The 20,877-nt window shown below is 59.6% G+C and carries 22 protein-coding genes; 11 read left to right on the forward strand and 11 right to left on the reverse strand.

What is annotated here, in order from left to right; all coding sequences use genetic code 11:
• Positions 1 to 61 precede the first annotated feature (61 nt).
• The 11 genes from C8D77_RS27480 to C8D77_RS27535 form a co-directional block, all read right to left on the reverse strand.
• The gene (locus C8D77_RS27480; protein ID WP_109670078.1) at positions 62 to 1,081 is read right to left on the reverse strand and encodes an NADP-dependent oxidoreductase; all 1,020 of its coding nucleotides are present in this window, start codon (positions 1,079 to 1,081) and stop codon (positions 62 to 64) included.
• Between the two features lie 25 nt (positions 1,082 to 1,106).
• Complete coding sequence (locus tag C8D77_RS27485) at positions 1,107 to 2,429, reverse strand: LLM class flavin-dependent oxidoreductase (RefSeq protein ID WP_109670080.1); 1,323 nt, start codon at positions 2,427 to 2,429, stop codon at positions 1,107 to 1,109.
• Between the two features lie 343 nt (positions 2,430 to 2,772).
• Positions 2,773 to 3,792: an isopenicillin N synthase family dioxygenase gene (locus C8D77_RS27490; protein ID WP_109670082.1), complete on the reverse strand. Its 1,020-nt coding sequence runs from the start codon at positions 3,790 to 3,792 to the stop codon at positions 2,773 to 2,775.
• 247 nt (positions 3,793 to 4,039) lie between these two features.
• On the reverse strand, positions 4,040 to 5,176 hold the full coding sequence (locus C8D77_RS27495; protein WP_109670085.1) for a hypothetical protein: 1,137 nt from the start codon (positions 5,174 to 5,176) through the stop codon (positions 4,040 to 4,042).
• 158 nt (positions 5,177 to 5,334) lie between these two features.
• The gene (locus C8D77_RS27500) at positions 5,335 to 6,348 is read right to left on the reverse strand and encodes an acyltransferase family protein (RefSeq protein WP_109670087.1); all 1,014 of its coding nucleotides are present in this window, start codon (positions 6,346 to 6,348) and stop codon (positions 5,335 to 5,337) included.
• Between the two features lie 24 nt (positions 6,349 to 6,372).
• Positions 6,373 to 7,038, reverse strand: a complete 666-nt coding sequence (locus tag C8D77_RS27505; protein WP_109670089.1) for a methyltransferase family protein — start codon at positions 7,036 to 7,038, stop codon at positions 6,373 to 6,375.
• A 297-nt stretch (positions 7,039 to 7,335) separates the two neighbouring features.
• On the reverse strand, positions 7,336 to 7,875 hold the full coding sequence (locus C8D77_RS27515; protein WP_109670094.1) for a prepilin peptidase: 540 nt from the start codon (positions 7,873 to 7,875) through the stop codon (positions 7,336 to 7,338).
• A gap of 1 nt (position 7,876) precedes the next feature.
• On the reverse strand, positions 7,877 to 8,419 hold the full coding sequence (locus C8D77_RS27520; RefSeq protein ID WP_109670096.1) for a tetratricopeptide repeat protein: 543 nt from the start codon (positions 8,417 to 8,419) through the stop codon (positions 7,877 to 7,879).
• Positions 8,420 to 8,473: 54 nt separating this feature from the next.
• A complete protein-coding gene (locus tag C8D77_RS27525) occupies positions 8,474 to 9,424 on the reverse strand; it encodes a type II secretion system F family protein (protein ID WP_109670098.1) in 951 nt (316 codons plus the stop codon).
• An 18-nt stretch (positions 9,425 to 9,442) separates the two neighbouring features.
• Complete coding sequence (locus C8D77_RS27530; protein ID WP_109670100.1) at positions 9,443 to 10,414, reverse strand: type II secretion system F family protein; 972 nt, start codon at positions 10,412 to 10,414, stop codon at positions 9,443 to 9,445.
• Complete coding sequence (locus tag C8D77_RS27535; RefSeq protein WP_109670102.1) at positions 10,414 to 11,802, reverse strand: TadA family conjugal transfer-associated ATPase; 1,389 nt, start codon at positions 11,800 to 11,802, stop codon at positions 10,414 to 10,416. The genes C8D77_RS27530 and C8D77_RS27535 overlap by 1 nt, the downstream gene beginning before the upstream one ends.
• A 531-nt stretch (positions 11,803 to 12,333) precedes the next feature.
• Here C8D77_RS27535 and C8D77_RS27540 point away from each other — a divergent pair.
• From C8D77_RS27540 to C8D77_RS27590, 11 genes are all read left to right on the forward strand, one after another.
• Complete coding sequence (locus C8D77_RS27540; RefSeq protein WP_109670104.1) at positions 12,334 to 12,561, forward strand: Flp family type IVb pilin; 228 nt, start codon at positions 12,334 to 12,336, stop codon at positions 12,559 to 12,561.
• Between the two features lie 35 nt (positions 12,562 to 12,596).
• On the forward strand, positions 12,597 to 12,812 hold the full coding sequence (locus C8D77_RS27545; protein WP_109670203.1) for a Flp family type IVb pilin: 216 nt from the start codon (positions 12,597 to 12,599) through the stop codon (positions 12,810 to 12,812).
• A 94-nt stretch (positions 12,813 to 12,906) separates the two neighbouring features.
• Positions 12,907 to 13,962, forward strand: coding sequence for a Flp pilus assembly protein CpaB (cpaB, locus tag C8D77_RS27550; RefSeq protein WP_109670106.1), 1,056 nt, complete (start codon positions 12,907 to 12,909; stop codon positions 13,960 to 13,962).
• A gap of 54 nt (positions 13,963 to 14,016) precedes the next feature.
• Positions 14,017 to 15,456 carry a type II and III secretion system protein family protein gene (locus C8D77_RS27555; protein WP_109670108.1) on the forward strand — a complete coding sequence of 480 codons (1,440 nt, stop codon included), beginning with the start codon at positions 14,017 to 14,019 and terminating at the stop codon, positions 15,454 to 15,456.
• A 4-nt stretch (positions 15,457 to 15,460) separates the two neighbouring features.
• The gene (locus tag C8D77_RS27560) at positions 15,461 to 15,733 is read left to right on the forward strand and encodes a hypothetical protein (protein WP_245951887.1); all 273 of its coding nucleotides are present in this window, start codon (positions 15,461 to 15,463) and stop codon (positions 15,731 to 15,733) included.
• Between the two features lie 71 nt (positions 15,734 to 15,804).
• A complete protein-coding gene (locus C8D77_RS27565) occupies positions 15,805 to 17,304 on the forward strand; it encodes a TadE/TadG family type IV pilus assembly protein (protein ID WP_170136824.1) in 1,500 nt (499 codons plus the stop codon).
• Positions 17,305 to 17,308: 4 nt separating this feature from the next.
• Positions 17,309 to 17,806 (forward strand): TadE/TadG family type IV pilus assembly protein, encoded by a 498-nt coding sequence (locus C8D77_RS27570; RefSeq protein ID WP_109670115.1) that lies wholly within the window; start codon positions 17,309 to 17,311, stop codon positions 17,804 to 17,806.
• Positions 17,800 to 18,435 carry a TadE/TadG family type IV pilus assembly protein gene (locus C8D77_RS27575; protein ID WP_109670117.1) on the forward strand — a complete coding sequence of 212 codons (636 nt, stop codon included), beginning with the start codon at positions 17,800 to 17,802 and terminating at the stop codon, positions 18,433 to 18,435. The genes C8D77_RS27570 and C8D77_RS27575 overlap by 7 nt, the downstream gene beginning before the upstream one ends.
• Positions 18,432 to 19,595 carry a CpaE/TadZ family protein gene (locus tag C8D77_RS27580; protein WP_109670119.1) on the forward strand — a complete coding sequence of 388 codons (1,164 nt, stop codon included), beginning with the start codon at positions 18,432 to 18,434 and terminating at the stop codon, positions 19,593 to 19,595. Before C8D77_RS27575 ends, C8D77_RS27580 begins: the two co-directional genes overlap by 4 nt.
• A complete protein-coding gene (locus C8D77_RS27585; protein WP_109670121.1) occupies positions 19,579 to 20,184 on the forward strand; it encodes a L,D-transpeptidase in 606 nt (201 codons plus the stop codon). Before C8D77_RS27580 ends, C8D77_RS27585 begins: the two co-directional genes overlap by 17 nt.
• The gene (locus C8D77_RS27590; RefSeq protein WP_109670123.1) at positions 20,181 to 20,780 is read left to right on the forward strand and encodes a hypothetical protein; all 600 of its coding nucleotides are present in this window, start codon (positions 20,181 to 20,183) and stop codon (positions 20,778 to 20,780) included. Before C8D77_RS27585 ends, C8D77_RS27590 begins: the two co-directional genes overlap by 4 nt.
• Positions 20,781 to 20,877 lie beyond the last annotated feature (97 nt).

Raw genomic sequence — 20,877 nt, forward strand, 5'->3', positions numbered from 1 at the left:
GCGCGTCCATGGCTGTGGCAGAAATTGTCTCGGCAGCCTCCGCCTCATCGTTGTGCAACAACTATTCCGCGATGCGCACGATCAGCTTGCCGAAATTCCTTCCTTCGAGAAGGCCGAGAAAGGCCTGTGGCGCCTTCTCGATGCCATCCACGACATCTTCCCTGTAGCGGACGCGGCCGGACGCTATCCAGTCGACCATCTCACGATAGAAGGCCGGGCGCTGATCGACAAATTCGCGCTGGATGAAACCCCTGATCGTCAGGCTGCGGTGCAATACTTGCTGCATCAATGTCGGCAGCCGGTCGACGCCGGCATCCGCGATGGCATTGTATTGCGCGATCAACCCGCAGACCGGCACACGCGCAAACTCGTTGAGCAGCGGAAACACAACATCCCAGACATGACCGCCGACATTCTCGAAATAGATATCGATGCCGTCAGGGCAGGCTGTCTTCAACTGCTCGGCAAAATCATCGGGACGGTGATCGACGACGGCGTCAAAGCCGAGTTCGTTTCGCACGAAGGCGCATTTGTTGGTGCCGCCGGCGATGCCGACGGCACGCGCGCCCTTGATGCGTGCGATCTGGCCAACGGCCGACCCGACCGCACCCCTGGCAGCCGCCACGACAACCGTCTCGCCAGGCTTCGGCTGTCCGATGGTGAGCAGGCCGGCATAGGCCGTGAAGCCCGGCATGCCGAGCACGCCAAGCGCCGTTGTGACGGATGCGGCCGCGGGGTCCAGCTTGCGCAACCCGACACCGTCGGAAAGAGCAAAACTCTGCCATCCCGAGTGGGACAGGACGATGTCACCCTCGACGAAGCCAGCGTGGCGGGACCTGACGACGCGCGCAACGGTGCCGCCTTCCATCACGCCGTCGACATCGACCGGCTTGGCATAGGATTTCGTGGCGTTCATGCGCCCGCGCATATAGGGATCGAGCGACAGATAAAGAATCTGCAGCAGCAATTCACCCTCCCCCGGCTGGACGACATCAACCGTCTCGATGCGGAAGTCGCCTGGCTTCGGCCGGCCTTGCGGTCGCGCCGCGAGCACGATGCGGGTGTTGGTCTGGGTCGACATTGGAGACCTCTCTGCGAAGGAAGTGCTACTCGAAAAACCGGTTGGGCGGACGCTTCAGGCCGAGATTCTCGCGTAGCGTCGATCCCTCATATTGCCGCCTGAAGATCCCTCGCCGCTGCAGTTCAGGCACGACCTTCTCGGCAAAATCATCGAGCCCGGCAGGGAGGTAGGGAAACATGATGTTGAACCCGTCGGAACCCTCGCCCACCAGCCATTCCTCCATCTCGTCGGCGATTGTTTCAGGTGTGCCGACAAAGGCAAGGCCGGAATAGCCGCCCAGCCTTTGCGCGAGCTGCCTGACGGTCAGGTTTTCCTGGCGCGCCAGTTCGATGACGCGCTCGCGGCCACTCTTCGAGGCATTGGTCTCGGGGATTTCCGGCAAGGGCGCGTCCGGGTCAAAACCGGACGCATCGTGTCCGATGGCGATCGACAGCGAGGCAATGCCGCTCTCGTAATAGACGAGGCTGTCAAGCTTCGCCCGTTTGGCCTGCGCGTCCTCGATGCTGTCGCCGACAACGACAAAGGCGCCGGGCAGGATCTTGATGTCGTCGCGCGACCGGCCGAGCTTCTCCGCACGGCCTTTGACGTCGGCAAAGAAACGCTGCCCCGCTGCGAGATCGGCATGCGCAGCGAAAATGACCTCCGCCGTCTCTGCCGCCAATTGCCGCCCTGCCTCCGACGCACCGGCCTGGACGATGACCGGCCAGCCCTGCACCGGCCGTGCGATGTTGAGCGGACCGCGTACCGAGAGATGCTCGCCCTTGTGGTCGAGCACATGCAGCCTGGCGGGGTCGAAATAGAGCCCGCTTTCGGCGTCGCGGATGAAGGCATCGTCGGCAAAGCTGTCCCACAAGCCGGTGACGACATCGTAGAATTCTCGCGCCCTTTGGTAACGCTCGTCATGCTCGACATGCTCGTCGAGGCCGAAGTTGAGCGCCGCATCCGGATTGGACGTGGTGACGATGTTCCAGCCGGCGCGGCCGCCGCTGATATGGTCGAGCGAGGCGAAGCGGCGGGCAACATGATAGGGCGCATCGAACGTCGTCGATGCGGTTGCGATCAGACCGATGTGGTCGGTGACTGCGGCCAGCGCCGACAGCAGCGTGAACGGCTCGAACGACGTGACCGTATGGCTGCGCCGCAGCGCCTCGATCGGCATGTTGAGAACGGCCAGATGGTCGGCCATGAAGAAGGCGTCGAACTTCGCCGCCTCCAGGGTCTGGGCGAAGCGCTTCAGATGCGCGAAGTTGAAATTGGCATCGGGATAAGCACCCGGGTAGCGCCAGGCGCCGGTGTGCAGGCTGACGGGACGCATGAAGGCGCCGAGGCGCAATTGTTTCCGTGTCATGAAAGTCGTTCCGACCGATCGATACAGTCGAGCACCAGCGCTCGAATCCTTACCTCAGAATCGGACGGTCCGCCCAACTCGGGAAGGTATTCTGTTCCGCCGCGCCGGGCTTCTGCGGAATTTCAGTTTTTCGCCCGAGACCCCGGGACAAAAAATGGCCGGGCTCGAATGCGGCCCGGCCAAAAGAAGGTCAAAACCTTCAGAGGGGAACACCGTCCCGCGGAATGGGAGGAAACCGCCGAACGATTTTACCTGTTTGAGCTTATTTCGAAGCCTTGGCGACGAATGACATTCCAAAAAACAGGCAAAATGGCAAAAATTCGTGCGCAGTACTGTGGAACCCTCACGAGCCCGCTGCTCCGGTCTCGAGAAGATCGGCATAGTGGCGGCGTGCCACGTCGGGATGTGAACGTAGCCGGCTTTTGAGCACATTGATGCCGACATCGCGGAACAACGGGTTGTCGGGATCGCTTGCCGGCCCACGTGCCTGCGCCGCCAACTCCTCGGAAAGGCCGAGAAGCGGGATGGTCGCATCGAGTCGCGCGCTGAAGAAGAAGGGAACGGAAATCCGCTCGACGCCGGTAGGCGGCGTCACGACGCGGTGGACAGTCGCGCGCAGATATCCATTCGATGCCAGTTCGAGCAGTTCGCCGATGTTGACGACCAGTGTTCCGGGGAGCGGGTCCACATTCACCCAGCTTCCATCATATTCGACCTGCAGCCCCTTGTTGTCGTCCTGCAGCAGCAGGGTCAGGAAGCCGCCATCCTTGTGCGCGCCGACGCCCTGGTTGCCTGCGGTCGCGTCACGGCCGGGATAACGAACGATCTTCATGCGATGGTTGGGCGAGTCCCGGTAGATCGCGTCGAAGGCATCCTCCGGCTGGTCAAGCGACAGCGCGAAGGCTTTCAGCAGCCGGATCGCCACCGCCGTCGCCGTGGCCTGCCAAGCAAGCAGCGCCGGCTTGAGCTCAGGCAGTGCCGACGGCCACTGGTTCGGCCCTTGCAGCCGTGTCCACGGTGCAATTCCAGGCCCCTGCGCTATGGGCTGGCGCTCGACGCCAATGTCGAGTTGCTCACGCCAGTCGGCCGCGCCCTTGGTCAGTTCGCCGCCGGCGCGGGTGTAGCCGCGAAACTGCTGGGATTTGACCATTTCGATCGCCAGCTTGTCGGCCTGCGGCAGCGCGAAGAACCGGCGCGAGGCATCGAGCACGTCGTCGATCTCCGAGGCCGAAATTCCGTGGCCGCTGAGGTAGAAGAAGCCGACGTCCCGGGCCGCAGTGCGCAGGTCCAGGAGAAAGGTACGATATTCGGATGCACCTTGTTCGAGACGGCTCAGATCGAGCACCGGCACAATTCTGGGCATGGTCAGGTTCCTTCTTTTCCTGCCTTGCCCAAGAGAAAGTAGAAGCGATCACCGGCAAGAGCTTCGAGCATGAATGGCGTCTCCAAAGTGACACGCAAGACGTGCCGATCAAAGCAACAGACAGTCCAATCTGGGTCGAATGGAAGAACGTCAGCGCTGCACATTATGGCCTGTCGGCAAATAATGTTCCCAACGGGCAACTTACCGGCAATGCATCTCGTGGGCCGCCTTTCGAGCGCGGGGGGCGCTAGCGGAACAGATATTTCGATACTTCCGGGTTGCCGCGGCGCCACATCACGTTGTCCAGGAAGTAGTGGTGCACGTTGATGAATATCCACGCTATGAAGAGGAAAAGCGACGAGCCGAGCACCTGTTTGTCGTAAGGAACCAAAGCCGTCAGCGCCATCGGCACGAGCCAGAAGCCAAGAGCGCCGAGAATTGTGCCGGCGATGATGAATGTCAGCACCCGCAGCCTGTATCGCGGTCCGAGAATGGACAGAACCTTGAATTCCGGATCCTTGACGGCGTCCGCACGGTCGCGTTCGACATTGGTCTGATAACGCCAGACCACCGCCAGATACTGCAGCGAATGAAGCGCCGGCACCACGAGCAGCCAGAGCGGATTTATCGTCACGAACAGGATCCAGGCATAAAGGGTGACGACGTAGGCGACGACGCCGTTATAAGGCAACGTGCCGCCATGCTTGCGCCAGCGATTGACAAACATCACGACGGTGGCCGCCGAGGAGGCAGCTGCGATCGCGAGCGCGATGTTGAGCACCCATGGCGGGACAGCGAATGTGTAGTAGTCCAGGCCCCAGAACTGCCTTTCGGTGATCACTGCGTTTGTCTGGAGCCATGCGAACAGCCACACGGCATAGCCGTTGATCAGCAACACTTTCTTGTCTTGATCCTTGAAGAACTTGCGCTTTAACACGGCGTCCACCATCAGCATGCCGTAGCCTTGCTTGACGTAGTGCCAGCCCACGAAAAAGCCCATCGCATTGGTTGCATATCCCAGCAGGCGAGCGTTGCCGGTTAGGGAGCCATAGGCAAAGAAAGCGCCCATGATCAGCGGAACCACAATGCCCGCGAAAATGTAGCGGATCTGGAGATTCCTGTCGTATCCGTCTCCCCGCACCTTGCGCGCGAAATTGCGATAGAAAATCTGATAGGAATGGGCAAAATGTGGATGGTTTATCAGATTGGCGAGCAAGAGCGTTACCCCCGCCACAAGACCTTCGTGTTTAAGAGGCACGAGGAAAAGGATTGGCAGCAGCAGGAACGCGCTCCCACCAAGCATGAAAAAATCGATGAACGGACCGAAGAGATATTTCTGCGGGGCGACTGAAACCGGGGCATCCGCCGAAAGGTGAAGTGTCATATTGTCTTCCCCTGTGGTTGTTTATCTCTGGACAAGATCTTTACACTTCTACTGAGATAGAATGAAACATCGATTGGCATCGAGCGCCGTGACCAAGGTTTCGCTATGCGTCCGGCAACGGCCCATATAATCGGGTAGCCAGTATCGAAGCATATCCGTCAATCCCGCAATGCCAAGCCAGGTTGACGGCAGTCAATCTTCTGATGGGGATCATGCCGACGCAGGAATTTGCGCAGAGGCAACTCGAACCGAATGTACATCCGCCAAGCGAAAAGAACTGACGTAGCTGTGCCGATCACGATGATAAGGTCTGGAGAAATCGGAAAAACCGTCCACACCATCAGAAGCAGCGTTATCGGCAGAGTGTGGATCAGATACAGCATATAGGAGGCATCACCGAGAACCGTCCAGACGCTCCGCTGCGCGTCGATCTGCATCGTGCCGAAGACGATCATCGCCGCCGGCAGACCATAGACCAGCACACGCTGGAAGCCGTTATCGCCCGCGAGGAACTCCATCGTGCCCCCTTGCGGCGCTAAACCAATGAACCCGACAGCGATCATCGCCGCAGCGCCGACCGGCAGGCACCACACCGCCGATTTCCACCTAGGTGCATAGGCGAGAACGACGCCAAAGCCGAACTCGATGATCAGCGGGTTGCCAAGGAACTGCAGCACTGGACCCGCCGAGCGAAATATCATTGCGAGGCCGAAGATGCCAACGAGTCCCGGCAGCAGTCGCCGGTCGATGAGAACGATGGTCGCGGCGGCGTAAAACAGCATTTCGAAGCACAGCGTCCAGGCGGCTGGCAGTGCGGGCGCGGTCATTTGATCGGTAGCTGGCCACAGCAGGAGCGTCGCCAGCGCGTCCCGCCAGCCGAAGCCGGTTTTGTAGGCGACGATCGCATACGGGATGCTGGTCAGTAGATAGAGCGGAACAATGCGCCGGAACCGTCTCCAAGCAAAAGATCGCCAAGTCAGACCAGGTGCCGTCTTAGCAATAATCACCCCCGATATGACAAAGAAGATGTCTACGCCTGCGTAGCCGACCACCTGGAAATCATGGGGCAACAGACCATTGGATCCAGTGGCCTTAACGGCAGTCTGGGCCGCATGGACGTATACAACCATCAGCGCGGCAACGAAACGAAGTATTTGCAAAGACCAGATCAACAGGGCGGGCCCCGATGCTGACTATTAACCGCTTGGATTGATACCTGTCCTACCAAGAAACCGAGGCAAGAGCATGGGAACACGCCGCGCATAGTCGTTATACTCGGGGAAAGTTTGCCGCAGGATGGCTTCTTCATTTTTAGCGCGTCGATACTGTAAAAGAAACTGGAGCGAAGCTATGACCATCATCAACATCGAAAAATGCGAGACGACCGTTCCAATAATGAATATTGCCTCGCAGATGTACAAAGGATGGCGGACAATCGAGTATGGGCCTGTGGTAACCAGACGCCGAGCCGTAGCCATGAGAGAGAATGATCGGCCTAGCCAATAAAGGCAAACGAACGAACTGGTCGTCCCAATGAAAATGAGGCCAAGAGCCGTCACTTGTGCTGCCTCGCTATCCAACGCTGGCGTCAGAAGCATTGCTACCAACATCAGAAACGTCCCCGCTACTGAGGTTATCCTGGGTTCAATCCCTCGAGCTGTTCCCTTCGGTGGAAGGCGACTGACCGTCATGAGAACCTGCAATAGCAAAAACACCGTCGCCGCCGCCTGGGTAGCGACGGCCAGCGAACTTGCCGATGTGTCCTGGCGGAAATAGACGAGTAGTGGAATCGCGCTGAATACAGCTAGGATCGTCATAACAAAGACGATGGCGATACGCCCTAGAAAATCCTCGGTTAACATTCCTCCCCCCTGCCAAGCCGCATTTAAGCACTACTTCCATGTTGCAGCAAGAAGATGATTTCCGAAGGGTAAACGCATGCGCCTCTTTCATTTTTAATTAATCTTGCCTGCCTATCATCACCGGATGCCGAAACTTCTTTCCCTGCTTCGCGTCCTGGCACCTACCTCACTTGCCCTTTCGGCCATCCTGATCATCGCGCTCAGCCCTCACAGCGCGACGTTCGCTTTCTGGTCGATGTTGCCCATGAGTCCCGCCTGGGGGCCAATGCTCCCGTTCGGCGCGCGGGCTGCCGCCGTTCAGTTAAGCTGATCCAGTATCCCAGAACTGCTCGCCAGCACCACACTTTTGTAGATCACGAACGTTACCGTACAGATCGCCGCGACCGAGATTGGCACGCCGAACGGCACAACGCCTTTCCGGTCGAGATGCTGAACATAGACGCGGAAGGCGCCTGCGGGCAGCAGGAACGGATTTTTCATGGCCATTGCAGTGACAAGGGCGAAAACGAGCAGCAGCATGGAAAACACGACGAGATCGGTTCCGCCGGTCAGGAAAGGGACGACCGCCATCAGCTTGACGTCGCCGGCGCCGATCTTGCGTAATATCCAGAACGGGAACAAGGCAAGAAACAGCACGAGGCCAGCAACCGCGCTCAAGCCCATGTCCCACCAGGACCCGGATCTGAGCAGCAGCAACAACAGCGATCCCATGCCCAGGCACAGCAGCAGCAGCACATCGCGATTGGCAATCTTCTGCGTCGTGAAGTCGAGCCATGCGATCCTGGCAAGCAGAGGGATGGCGAGAGCCTTCAGCAGCAGCGCTTCGACAATCAGCATGCTAGCGCTCGATGTTCTGCACGCTCGACGACAGAAGCTTCAGATTGTTGGCTACTGTCGGATCGTTGGGCGCCAGTTCATAAGCCTTGAGGAAATTCGAGCGTGCATCCTGCAGCTTGCCACGCAGCAAATAGGAATAGCCGACATTGTTGTAATATTCGGGCGATGCGCCAACCAGCTTGAAGGCCCTGGCATAGGCGCGGTCGGAAAGGTCGAAGCGGTGAATCCGGTCGGTGCAAGCGGCCAATCCCATCCAGGCGCCACCATCATTGGGCGCCAGTTGCGTGGCCTTGAAGAACAGCGCGCCGGCATTGCCGTAATTCTCGGCACGGAACTGGTTCTTGGCTTCGGCAACGGCCTGGTCCGAGGCATAATATTCAACATCGCTGACCGTCTTCAGCCCGTCGAAAGCATCGCCAAAAGACGTCACATCGCCTTTTGACGGCTCGTTGGTGCGAACGACACCATCGGTGGGGTCCGCCGTCTGGCAGCCGGCAAGCACTGCCAACAACAGACAGGCCGCCGCCGCGATAGCCCTCTTCATACAGATTCCCCCAAGGGTCTCGGACCTCATATTAGAATCAGATCATACACGCAACTAAAAGAAAATGCCCTTCATTCGGATAATGACAGGCAGCATGATCACCATCATCACCACCGGGAAGATGCATAAGCCCAACGGAATCATCATCTTCACCGGCAGAGAGTTAGCGCGCTCCTCGGCGTGAAGTATTCTCTGTCCGCGCATCTCTTCGCTGTAAACACGCAAAGCGTCGGTCAGGCTGGTACCGAGCTCTTCCGACTGCCGAAACAGCACGGCCAAAGCCCGCGCTTCGTCAAGCCCGATTCGGTCGGCGAGGTCGCGCAACGCCTCGCGCAACGGCTTGCCGGCACGCAACTGCAGATTCATGATCGCGAGTTGGATGCCGAGCCATTTATGAGTGCCTGCCAGTTCGCTGCTGACACGCTCCACCGCTGCCTCCAGGCTCATGCCCGCGTCCGCACAGGTGATCATCATATCCATGAAATCGGGAAAGGCGCGGCGATAGATCTCCTTCTGCGCATTCTCGAAGCGATCGAGCAGGATGGCGGGAACCACGATGCACGCGAGCCCGAACAGAGCGGAGCCGGCAAAACCCACGAAACCGGGCAATTGAGGTGGGAGCACTCGCGACAAGAGCGCATAGGCAGCCAGAAAGCCTACACAGACGCCACCAAGCCGCGACAAGGTGTAAATGAGCGGAGCGCTGGCCTGATAGAAGCCGGCTCGAAACAGCTTCGCCTCAAGCGCATTTGGTTCGTCCCGCTCCTTCTCCATCGACCGGAAATAGGCGTCGACCGGCCGCTGCGCGGCAATTTTTGCAAGCAATTCCTGTCCGGCGAGCGAACGGCGATCGGCAATCCCTTCCGCCATCAGGCTCTGCGCGACCAGCGTCCGCGTCTGCAACGCCGGCAAGAAGACAAGCGCGCCGAACAAGAACAACGCAACCGCCGCCACAAAGACGGCAACAGAGATCAAAACGCTCAGATCCTGGATGTTCGAAAACAAGTTTTTGCTTCGCTCCCGTCAGAAATCGAAATTGACCATGCGGTACATGATAAAGTCGCCCAATAGCGCCCACAGCCCGAAAATCGTGAACACTGGCAAGATAATCGGACTGCCCCAGACGGAGCCGTAGTAGGACGGGGCGAGCAGCAGAAGGATCAGGAACATAACCACCGGAAACAGTGAGATGATCCATGCCGACACACGACCCTCCCCCGAAAGCGCGCGAATCTTCATCCTGAGTTTCTGCCTATCGCGCAGCACCACGGAGAGATTGGCCAGGATCCCGGTAAGATTGCCGCCCGTCTTGGACTGGATCGACAGCGCCACCGACAACAGATGAAGGCCCTCGAAGCCGACACGCTGCGAAAGCTTTCGCACGGCCTGCTCTATGCTCAGACCAAAGGTGATTTCATCGGAGACAATGCCGAACTCGGTGCCGAGCGGATCCGGCATTTCCCGCGCTACGAGCCCGACCGCCACCGAAGCCGGATGGCCGGCTCGCAACGAACGGACGATCATGTCCAGCGCATCCGGGAGCTGTCTTGCAAATTTCAGAATTCGTTTGTTGCGGGCGCGGCGGAGAACCAAAAGCGGCAGGCCGAATCCGACTACCAGAAAAACGATGAGCGACGCCAAGGCAGAGAAGTGCAACAAGATCGACATCAGCAACGCAAGTGCCAGTCCAGCGCTGAGAAACGTCGCAGCGAAAAATATCGGGTTTCCAGTAATACCGGACTGAGTATAGAGCCTGTTCAGCCAGATCATGCCAAATAGAAAATCACCCGACTCCGTCAGCCCACGTTCGCGCAGCAACCCTTGCAGGGTCTGTTCAGCTGGCGCTTCGTCAGCCAGCCGCCTCAGCCGATGGTTGATCACGCCCATCCGCGACCGGCGACCGGCAAACGAAAGATATAGTGCCTCTCCGGCGAGAATGACCGAGGCCGCCGCGAGCATGTAGATGAAGTACAGCAGAGCTTGACCCGTCGGCATCAGAGGGCAACCTGCGGGTTGAAGGCATCCTTGGCAAAATGATGCCCGAGCGTCGCCGCCTCCTGAGCGAAGCGCGGACGGACACCGGTTGCGCGAAAATCTCCGACGACTTTGCCTTCGGCTGTGACCTCTCGGCGGACGAAATGATAGATTTCCTGAAGCTGGACGACATTGCCCTCCATCCCGGTGATTTCCGATATGGAGGTGACACGCCGGCCTCCGTCCGAAAGACGCTGTGTCTGGACGATGATGTCGATGGCGGATGCGATCTGCGCCCGGATTGAATCATGCGTCATCGGCATGCCCGCCATGCCGACCATCTGTTCCAGCCGCGAGATCGCATCGCGCGGCGTGTTGGCGTGGATGGTGGTCATCGAGCCTTCGTGGCCCGTGTTCATCGCTTGCAGCATGTCGAAGGCTTCCTCGCCGCGCACCTCGCCGACGATGATGCGGTCCGGCCGCATGCGCAAGGCGTTTTTCAGCAATTCGCGCTGGCGCACCTCGCCCTTGCCCTCGACATTGGGCGGACGCGTTTCCAGCCGCCCGACATGTGGCTGCTGCAATTGCAGCTCCGCCGCATCCTCGATGGTAATCAGGCGCTCCTTGGAGGGTATGTAGCTCGACAGCGCATTGAGCAAGGTGGTCTTGCCGCTGCCGGTGCCGCCCGAAACAAGGATCGACTTGCGAGCCTGCACGGCGATCCGCAGCAATTCGATCATGGGCGGACGGATCGAATTGAATGCCATCAAACGCTCGAGCGAATAGGGATTTTTCGAGAATTTGCGGATCGACACCAGCGGGCCGTCGACCGAGACCGGCCGCACCGCGATGTTGACGCGCGAACCGTCTTCCAACCGCGCGTCGACCATCGGCGACGATTCATCGACACGCCTGCCAATAGCCGAAACGATCTTGTTGATGACACGCAGCAGATGCGCCTCATCCCGAAACCGGATCGGCGTTTCTTCGACGATGCCACGCCGCTCTATGAAAACGCGCTTGTGGGTGTTGATCAGGATATCCGTAATGGATTCGTCCTTGAGCAGCGGCTCGATCGGCCCGAGACCCAGCATCTCGTCAGCCGTGTCGCTGGTCAGCAGATCGAGTTCGCGGGCATTCAGCGGCACCGCACGAGCGCGAACGAACTCGCGCACGATCGGCCGGATCTCAACCAGGATCTCATCCTTGGAGGCTATTTCAAGAGCAGTCAGATTGAAGCGATCGATAAGGTGGCGATGAAGCTCGACCTTGAGCGTCAGGAAATCGTCACCATAGGATTCGATTTCGGCTACGGGAGATGGTGCTGGGACAACAGCCAGCGCCGCGGTCGGCTCGGCTCTTGCCTCGACCTTCGGATCGCCTGGCCCCTTGATGAACCGCCCCAGCATAATCGCTTATACTCCCCTTGGATGCGTATTAGCGGAAACTAAACGTTAACCAACGGGGGCACAAGCGCCTGAACGCCCTACGCACAGCCAATACTTTCGACATAGTTAAGAGCAAGAGCCCGAAATCCATTGTTTATTTAATGCAGGCTGGCGTCCGAAATTTCCCAATTGCCCGTGGTTTTCGGGCTCATCCGTTTTTTGGCGCGAAAACCGGGGGAATGCCCGCTTAAGCCCTTAGATATAAAGGAATATGCGTTATAGCTAATGCTTCCCTAATTCCGCCACATCAGCGGCTGAATTGTGAACGAATGGTTAAGGGCGATTGAAAAATCAAAAGAATCAATCCCTTGGGAACAATCGAATTTGTAATCTTCTTGCCGAATCAGGTACATGAAAGTTAAGGAACTCTTAATCTCGTTTGACTCTGCGTTTTCTCGGGACCTAGGATCGAGATGACGGGGGATGCTTGGGTATGGATTTCATCCTTTGCTCTGTCTCGTCGGGTTCAAACCTCCAAAGGGAGAAATTGACATGAAGAAGCTCATGACGATGACCCGGCAGTTCCGCGACGATGAAAACGGCGCTGCCATGGTCGAATACTCAATCCTGATCGGCATCATTGCCGCAGCATCGATCGTGGCGGTTATCGCTATCGGCGGATGGGTCGGCAGCCAGTTCACCGGCCTTTGCGCGAAGATCTCCGGCAAGGGTCTCGACGCTGCTGGCACTGGCACCGGCACTTGCGCCACGCCTAGTTGATCAAGAAAGGCCGGAATGGCCAGGGAGTGATGGGCATGAAGTGGCTTATCGACGTAGCCGGGCAGTTCCACGACGATGAGAACGGCGCTGCCATGGTGGAATACTCGATCCTGATCGGCATCATTGCCGCGGCATCGATCGTCGCGGTTATTGCCATCGGCGGATGGGTCGGCAGTCAGTTCACCGGCCTTTGCGCGAACTTGAACACCAAGGGTTTATCCAGCACTGGCGGTGCCGGCGGCACTTGCTAAGAATTTTCTGGGCCGGAATCGCTCGATTTCGGCCCAGGATTATGCGCTTTGAAGGGGCTGACATTCGCCCGGCGGGCGATGGTGGGGTGGGAAGATGCGTGTCAATACACTTATCATGATCGTTCTCGCCGGCGTGTTCGGCGTGCTGGCGGTGGTGCTCGCCAATATCTGGCTGGCCAGCCAGCGCAATGCCATGGCGCGAACGGACGACGTGCCACGCGATACGGTCGTGGTGGCAGCGGTGGCGTTAAAGTTCGGCGACACGCTGTCCGCCGACAAACTGCGTGAGGTCGCATGGCCGGCGGGCGCGATTCCGGACGGCGCTTTCAAGACGACGGAAGAACTCTTGACGAAAGACCTTCCGGCGGGCGGAGGCAGCAAGCAGGCGCTGCAGGCGATCGGCGTCAACGAACCTGTCCTCGCCACCAAGATCACCGGCCCCGGCCAGCGCGCCACGCTTTCGGCGGTGCTTGGCGAAGGCATGAAGGCCGTTTCCATCCGCGTCAATGACGTGCTCGGCGTCGCCGGCTTTGTTTTCCCGGGCGACCGGGTCGATGTCTTGCTGACGCGAACCGAGCGCGGCGGCGATGGCGCCGACAAGAGTTTCGTCGACGTGCTGCTGCAGAGCATGAAGGTGCTTGCCGTCGACCAGGTTGCCGATGTGAGCAAGGACAGCCCGACCGTCGTCAAATCGGTGACGCTCGAGGCCAGCACCAAGGATGCGCAGAAGCTGACCCTGGCAGCCGGCGCCGGCCAATTGTCACTGGCGCTTCGCCAGGCCGCAGCCAGCAAGGGCGAGACAACCGAACGGGTGACGCTTTCCGACCTGACCGGCGAAACGCCGGCCGATGTCGCCGCCAGGCAGGCGGAACTCGACAAGAAGGCAGCGGCGGAAGCCGAAGCTGCAGCCGAGCGCAAACGCGCGGACGACAAGATCGCCGGCCTCGCCCAGGCCGTGGAGCGAGTGGGAAGCAAGCTCGACGATCTAAGCAAGGTTAAGCCGGCCCCGGCCGTGGTGTCTGCACCCGAAGTCCGGGAAGTCGTCAAGGAAGTGGTCAAATACGTGACCCCCGAGCCGCCGGCACGGGCGACCGTCGGCGTTTTTCGGGGTGTAAAACTCGAGACATATGACGTGCCGCGACAACCATGATAAGGTGCGGCTAATAAAACGGGGCTGCCACCGGCAGCGATTGGGGAGACGGGGATGCAGGGGTCTTGGTTGAGGATGGCGGTGGCGGCCGCGTTGCCTTGTCTGGCAGCGCTGTTGCTGTCGAGCCTGGCGGCCGATGCGGCCGACCGCTTCATCGATGTATCGACCCCCAGCGTTCATCGTATCTTCCTGCCGATGTCGCAATCGGTTACCGTCCAGGTGAGTGCCAATCTGGGTGACATCGTCGTCGGCGACGAGAAGATCGCCGATGCCCAGCCAATGACCGACCGCACGCTTTATGTCATCGGCAAGGGCGCTGGCACCACCACGGTCAATCTGTTCTCGCCTGAGAAGCGCTCGCTCGGCGCCCTCCAGATCGAGGTCGGGGTCGACGTCAGCGACATGGCGGCGGCCATCCGCCAGGTGTCGCCGAGATCGCGCATCGAAATCGGCTCGGTCAACGGCAGGGTCAGGCTTGGCGGCCATGTCAAGGACGGCGCCACGCTGGAGGCCATCATGCAGGTGGCGCAGCAATATGGTCCCGACGCCATCATCAATTCAGTCACCGTGGATGACAGCCAGCAGGTCAATCTGGAAGTGCGCGTGCTGGAAGCCAAGCGCAATGCCGGCCGCGACCTCGGCGTGTCGTTCCGTGGTAGAGGCAGCAATGCAACCTCTTTTGGAACGGGCATCGCAGCTACCACTCCACCCGGAGCAGATCCAGGAACCCTGGTGACGGGTCTGCTGTCGAAATCCAATCCCTTTGCAGCACTGATCACCCAGGTGATCGACAGCAACATCAAGGTCGACCTAATCATCGAAGCCCTCGAGGCCAAGGGGGTAGTGCGCACATTGGCCGAGCCTAACCTGACCACGCTTTCAGGCGAGCCGGCCAGCTTCAACGCCGGCGGCCAGGTGCCGGTCCGCAGTGTCACCAAGGATGGCGAGGTCCAGGTCGAGTACAAGCAATTCGGCGTCAATCTGAATTTTACGCCTATCGTGCTCGCCGACGACAAGATCCACATCCAGCTGGCGCCGGAGGTCAGCGACCTGACCGGCTTCACCACGGCCGGCGATCCGATCTTCACCAACCGCAAGCTGGAAACCGTGGTCGAACTGCGCGACGGCCAGAGCTTCGCGGTCGGCGGGCTGCTGTCCAGCAAGACCACCAAGCTGCAGAACCAGGTGCCGTGGCTCGGCCAGGTACCAATTATCGGGACGCTGTTCCGCAATTCGAGCAACCAGAAGGAAGAGACCGAGCTGGTGGTCATCGTCACGCCGCACATCGTGCGGCCGGTGAAGCCCGGCGAACAACTGGCGACGCCGTTCGACAAGACACGGCCCGCCAACGATCCGGAATTCTTCGTGCTCGGTCAGCTCGAAGTGAACAAGGACATGATCCGAAAATATGAAACGGGCGACGGCGTCACCGGTCCCTATGGCCACATGCTCGACTTCAAATCGAAGGACAAGATGCTCTATGTCAAGAAATAGCGCCTTGATCCTCATTCTGGGCACTGGCCTGCTGACAGGCTGCGCCGCGGATTATCTGAACCATTACGATACGGTGACCTTGGCGGCCGGCGACACGCAGAAATTCAATTCGATGCTGCAGACGGTCGACCCGCTCAACCCGGCGTCCCGGAACACACATATCGAAGGCGACGGCGCGCGTGCTGCCGCTGTTGCCCACAGCTACAAATTTCCGCCGCCACCGCCGCCGCCGCCGGCGATCACGGTCAATGTCGGCGGGTCGGGTGTGACACAGTGAACTGAATGGAAGGATGCGGAGGGCGCCGGGCATGCGAGGGGCCCTGGCGCAGGAAAGCAGAGAGCAGGGTCATGTTGGGGACCATTCGAGCCTTCTGGAACGATCAACGCGGCGTAGCGATGATCCTGGTGGCCATCATGCTGCCCGTGCTTATCGGCTTTTCGCTGCTGGCCATCGATATGAGCCGAGTCAACGGGCTCCATAACGATCTGCAGAAGGGTGTTGACGCGATGGCGCTTGCTGCCGCGGCGGAACTCGACGGCAATTCGGATGCGATCACCCGGGCCAACCGGGCCGTCACCAGCCTCGTGGCAAACAATACGCTGTTTTCGACATCAGGTGATCACCCAATCGTCTTGGCTGACGTAACGGTCACGTATCTGACCGGGATACCGGCGAGCGATGACATCACGCTGACTGCCGCAGGTGTCGACTCCAACGCCAAGAACTGGGCCAGCACCGATCCCAAGGTTGTCAGGTTTGCCGAAGTGACCGTGAACGCGTCAGGCGCGACGGACGGCGCGGGCGCCTTCGCGACGATTTTTCCAGCCAGCCTCGTCGGCAGCACGGAAAAGATGGACATTCGGCCACAAGCGGTTGCGGGATTCACCAACGCGTTGTGTCAGTTCACACCGATGTTCATCTGCAATCCTTTCACCAATAGCGCGACGTCCCTGAGCGATCTGCAGGCGGCCGTAGCAGGAACAAAGAAGCCGATGATCTGGCTGAAAGAGCAGACAGGCGGCAACAGCGCCCAATACGGTCCGGGCAATTACGGGTTCCTGTCGTCACCCGAGGGCGACAAGAATACGGCTGCGATTACCGAAATGTTCGCTGTCACCAATCCGCCCGCCTGCTACGACCAGAGTGGGGTGACCACCCGTCCGGGCAACATTCCTCCGGTCGATAAAGGCATCAATACGCGCTTCGACATTTACGACAATGGTGGCCCCTACAAGACCGATCCGGCCATCAACCCGCCTGCGCCGAATGTCAGAAAAGGCATGGACGTCCAAAACGCAGGCAAGAACAATTGCAGTTACACAGCCCCCAGTACCGGGCAGGTCAAGAATTTTATGGCGGTGCCCCGAGACAATTGTTTCGCGACCACATGTTCAAACGCTGGAAGTCTTGGCGACGGCAACTGGAATTTCATGGGCACGAAAACAAGTCCGGGCTATTGGGACACGAACTGGCCCAAGGACGATGGCACCGGTGTGAAAACTGCATGTGGCGCAAGCCCCAGCCGATATTGTGTCTACAACTACGAAATTCAGCACAAAGCGGATCTTAAGAGCACATTCGAACAGACCGCGCCGGCGTGCAATGCGACGACGCAGACCGCTGACAGGCGTCTACTTTATGTAGCGATCGTCGACTGTACGGCCAACAATGTTCATGGCGGCGGACAGACCTTACCCGTGCAGGCTTTCGCGAGTGTGTTCCTGACAGAGCCGGCGGGTGGGGCGTCCACCGCCGATATCTATGGCGAGATCGAGGATATCAGCACTGTCGCCGGCCAAAACACGCTGAAGAAGCTGCAGCGCAACGAAGCGCAATTGTACCGGTAGCGCCATGTTCATCAAACTGAGGCAGTTCCTCCAGCGGTTCCATCATGACGAACAAGGCGCTGCCTTGGTCGAGATAGCGATCGTCACGCCATTCGTGTTGCTGCTGGCAGCGGGTGTCTTCGAGTTCTCGAACATCTTCAACACGCGCCTGCTTCTCGAAGCTGGCGTCGAGGATGCCGCTCGCTATATGGCGCGCTGCAGCAGTGATTGGGACACCTGTTCAGCTTTGGCAACAAACCTCGCAGTGAACGGGGCCGTCACAAACGGTAGCCAGAGGGTTACCGGGTGGACCGCGGCTCAAGTCTCCATCACCAAGGCACAATCGCTCCAGGCGACCGATGCCACGACCGGTACCCAGCTCTATCTCAGCAGCACCGGCACCGTCATTGTCGTGCAGGTCAAAACGTCATATCCATATCCTACTCTGGGTCTCTGGTCTTATCTTGGCTTTGCTGATCTTACGCTCACTGTGTTCCATCAGGAGCGTGTCTTCGGATGGTGATCTCGCACGGCACGTTCTGGAGAAACCAATCCGGCGCGACAATGGTGGAGGCGGCCATTGCAATGCCCGTGCTGCTGACTCTGCTGCTCGGTTTCGTCGACTTTGGCTACGCCTTCTACCAATGGAATGCCGGCAACAAAGCGGTGCAGGCCGGCGCCAGGCTGGCGCAGATTTCCGCTCCGATCGCCAGCGGACTTCTGCTCGAAGCAAAAACCCCCAGCGACTCACTGGATGTGGGAAAGGCGGTTCCAGCCAACATTTACAGCTATATCTGTACGGCCGATGCCGCCGGAGCTGTATCTTGCACCTGTGGAACAGGCGCCACATGCCAAAACCTCACTGTGAACCAGGCCGCTTTCGACTTCATCTTTAGCGGCAGCAGCAACCGGCCGGGAATGCTGACATTCCTGCCGACCCTTCTGAAATCCGAGGTCCAGATTCAGTATCAGGCGTCCGGCCTCGGCTACTGGACGCGCCCCAATGGGCCGGTACCAACGATCACCGTCAGCATTGAAAAACATCCGTTCCAGTTCTTCTTTCTGGCCGGTTTTCTCGGGTTCGGAACCATCACAATGCCCTCCATGCTGAGCACGGTCACGGGCGAAGACATGAAGAGCACCTTTCCATGAACGCCATCAACACCAAGGTTACGCCGACCAAGCGCAAGCAGGTGGCGCTGTTCTCGTCGGATCCGCAGTTCAAGCGCGATGTGGCGACACGGCTCGATGCGCTAGCGATCTATGATGTCAGGATTTCCGAGACGGGTGACTTCCTCAAAGGGCCGCCTGCGGATACGCGCCCGGGCATCGTCATCCTCGATCTCGGCAATGGCGAATTGCTCGGCAGGCCGGGCATCGTCGAGGCGCGTGCGCTGTGGGCGAGCGTGCCGCTGATTGCGGTTTCCGACGAGCTGACCTCAGAACAGACGCGCGTGCTGGTGCGCATGAACGCTTCGGACTGGCTGCACAAGCCGCTCGACGGCAAGGAGCTGCTCAACGCGGTGACCTTCCATGACACCGGCAACCAGGGCACGAAAAGCCGGATCATCACCTTCATCGGTGCCAGCGGCGGCGCCGGTGCCACGACGCTGGCGCTGTCGGCGGCCGAATTCCTGGCTTCGAAATCGGCGGAGCGCGCGGCGTCCACCTGCCTGGTCGATCTCGATTTCCAGAGCGCCAATTGCGGCGCTTATCTCAATTTGTTCAACCAGTTCGATCTTGCCGGCATCATCGGCCAGCCGGAACGGCTCGATGTCGAGCTGATGGATGTGATCAAGCTGTCGCGTCCGTCCGGCCTCACCCTCTACGCGTTCGAGCGGCCGCAACTGCCGTTCGAGCCGCATGGCAGCGATTTCGTCTTCCGGCTTCTGGACCTCGTCGCCTACCGCTTCGACGACATCGTCATCGACCTGCCCAATCTGGAAACGCCCTGGCACAATTCCGTGCTGTCGACGAGCGACGAGATCTTCATCGTCTTCGAACTCAATGTCGCTTCGCTGCGGCAAGGCAAGCGGCTCTACAAGAAGATCCGCGAGCTGCGCGGCAACGCGGTCAACATCACGCTGGTCGCCAACAAGCACAAGCGCAAATGGTTCGGGAACCATTTTTCGCGCAGCGAGCTCGAGAAGATATTCAAGGCGCCGCACATCAAGTCGGTCGCGCTGGACAACGCGCTTCTGAGCGATGCGCTGAACAGGGCCATCCCGCCTTCCGAAGTGGATGGGCGGGCGCGCTTCAACAAGGATTTGAAGCGGATGTTCAAAGAGCGGCTCGATGACGCTGCCCGATAGATATCGGATCGCGAGATACCGGATCGCTGGGCGGCTGGCCGGCGCCTGCGTGCTCGGCGTGGCGCTGGCGCTGTCCGTCCAGGACTTCGCCGAAGCGCGATCGGCGCTTTCGGAACGGCCGCCGCTGCCGGCGATGGGGCCTAGCCTGCGCAAGGCTGTTGCCTTCGCAACCGCCGAGCAGCCGGGAACGATCATCATCCGCAAGGACGAGAAGGCGCTTTACCTGGTGACCCGCCAGGGCCAGGCGCTGCGCTACCAGATCAGCGTCGGGCGCGACGGGTTTGGCTGGACGGGCGTCGTCAAGGTGGGGGCGAAGACCGAATGGCCGGAGTGGCGCCCGCCACAGGAAATGCGGGCCCGCCAGCCGGAGCTGCCAAAAATGGTGCCCGCCGGCCCCTACAATCCGCTCGGCGCAAGGGCGCTCTATCTGTCTCGGGACGGGCGCGACACGCTCTACCGGATACATGGCACCAACGATCCGTCGGGTGTCGGCTTCGACGGAACGTCGGGCTGTTTTCGTCTTACCAACACGGATGTGATCGATCTTTTCAAGCGCGTCGCGGTCGGCGCAAAGGTGGTGGTCCAATGACGACGATCAGCGAACCGGACATGCCGGCGATCGACATCGGAAACCAGGAACAGCGCGAACAGCGCGCCACCGAGAAACCCGGCAACCCAAGGACAATCGGCATCGTCCTCGCCAGCGGCGCCCTGCTGATCACCGCGATCAACATGGCGGCTGCGGTCTATCTCTATCGGGGCATAAGCGACCTGCGTTTCGTCGAAGCGCGGCTGGAGCAGCTCGGAGCTTTCGAACAGCGGATCGCGGCTAGGCTCGACACGGTCAACAACGGCTTCCAGAGCCGGTTCGAGAAACTGGACAGCCAACTGCAAGGCAGCTTCAACGAGATCAATGGCAACATTGCCCGTTTGGGGCAGAATGTGCCGGTTGCCGGCGGCGAGGCCGTGTCGAGTGCGGCCGAACCGTCCGAGATCACCACCAGCACGCTGGCGCAAGCGCCCGAAGCTCTCGACGGCGAGAGCGCGAGCGAACCCGGCGTCATCGAAGCACCGCGTGCGCCGAGGAAGAGCACTGCACCGGCATCGCCCCCTGCCCCAAGCTCCAACTACCAGCGCATCCAGCAGCCTGACGGCAAGGTCTATTACCGCAGGATCAACAACTAAAGCGCGTCGCGTTTGAACGGATTCAGGCGACGCGCTTTAGGTCTTTGTTTTTATGCATGTCGTTTTCCCAAAACCGAGGTCACTTTTGGGCGACATG

The organism is Mesorhizobium loti (assembly GCF_003148495.1).
Lineage (GTDB): Bacteria > Pseudomonadota > Alphaproteobacteria > Rhizobiales > Rhizobiaceae > Mesorhizobium > Mesorhizobium loti.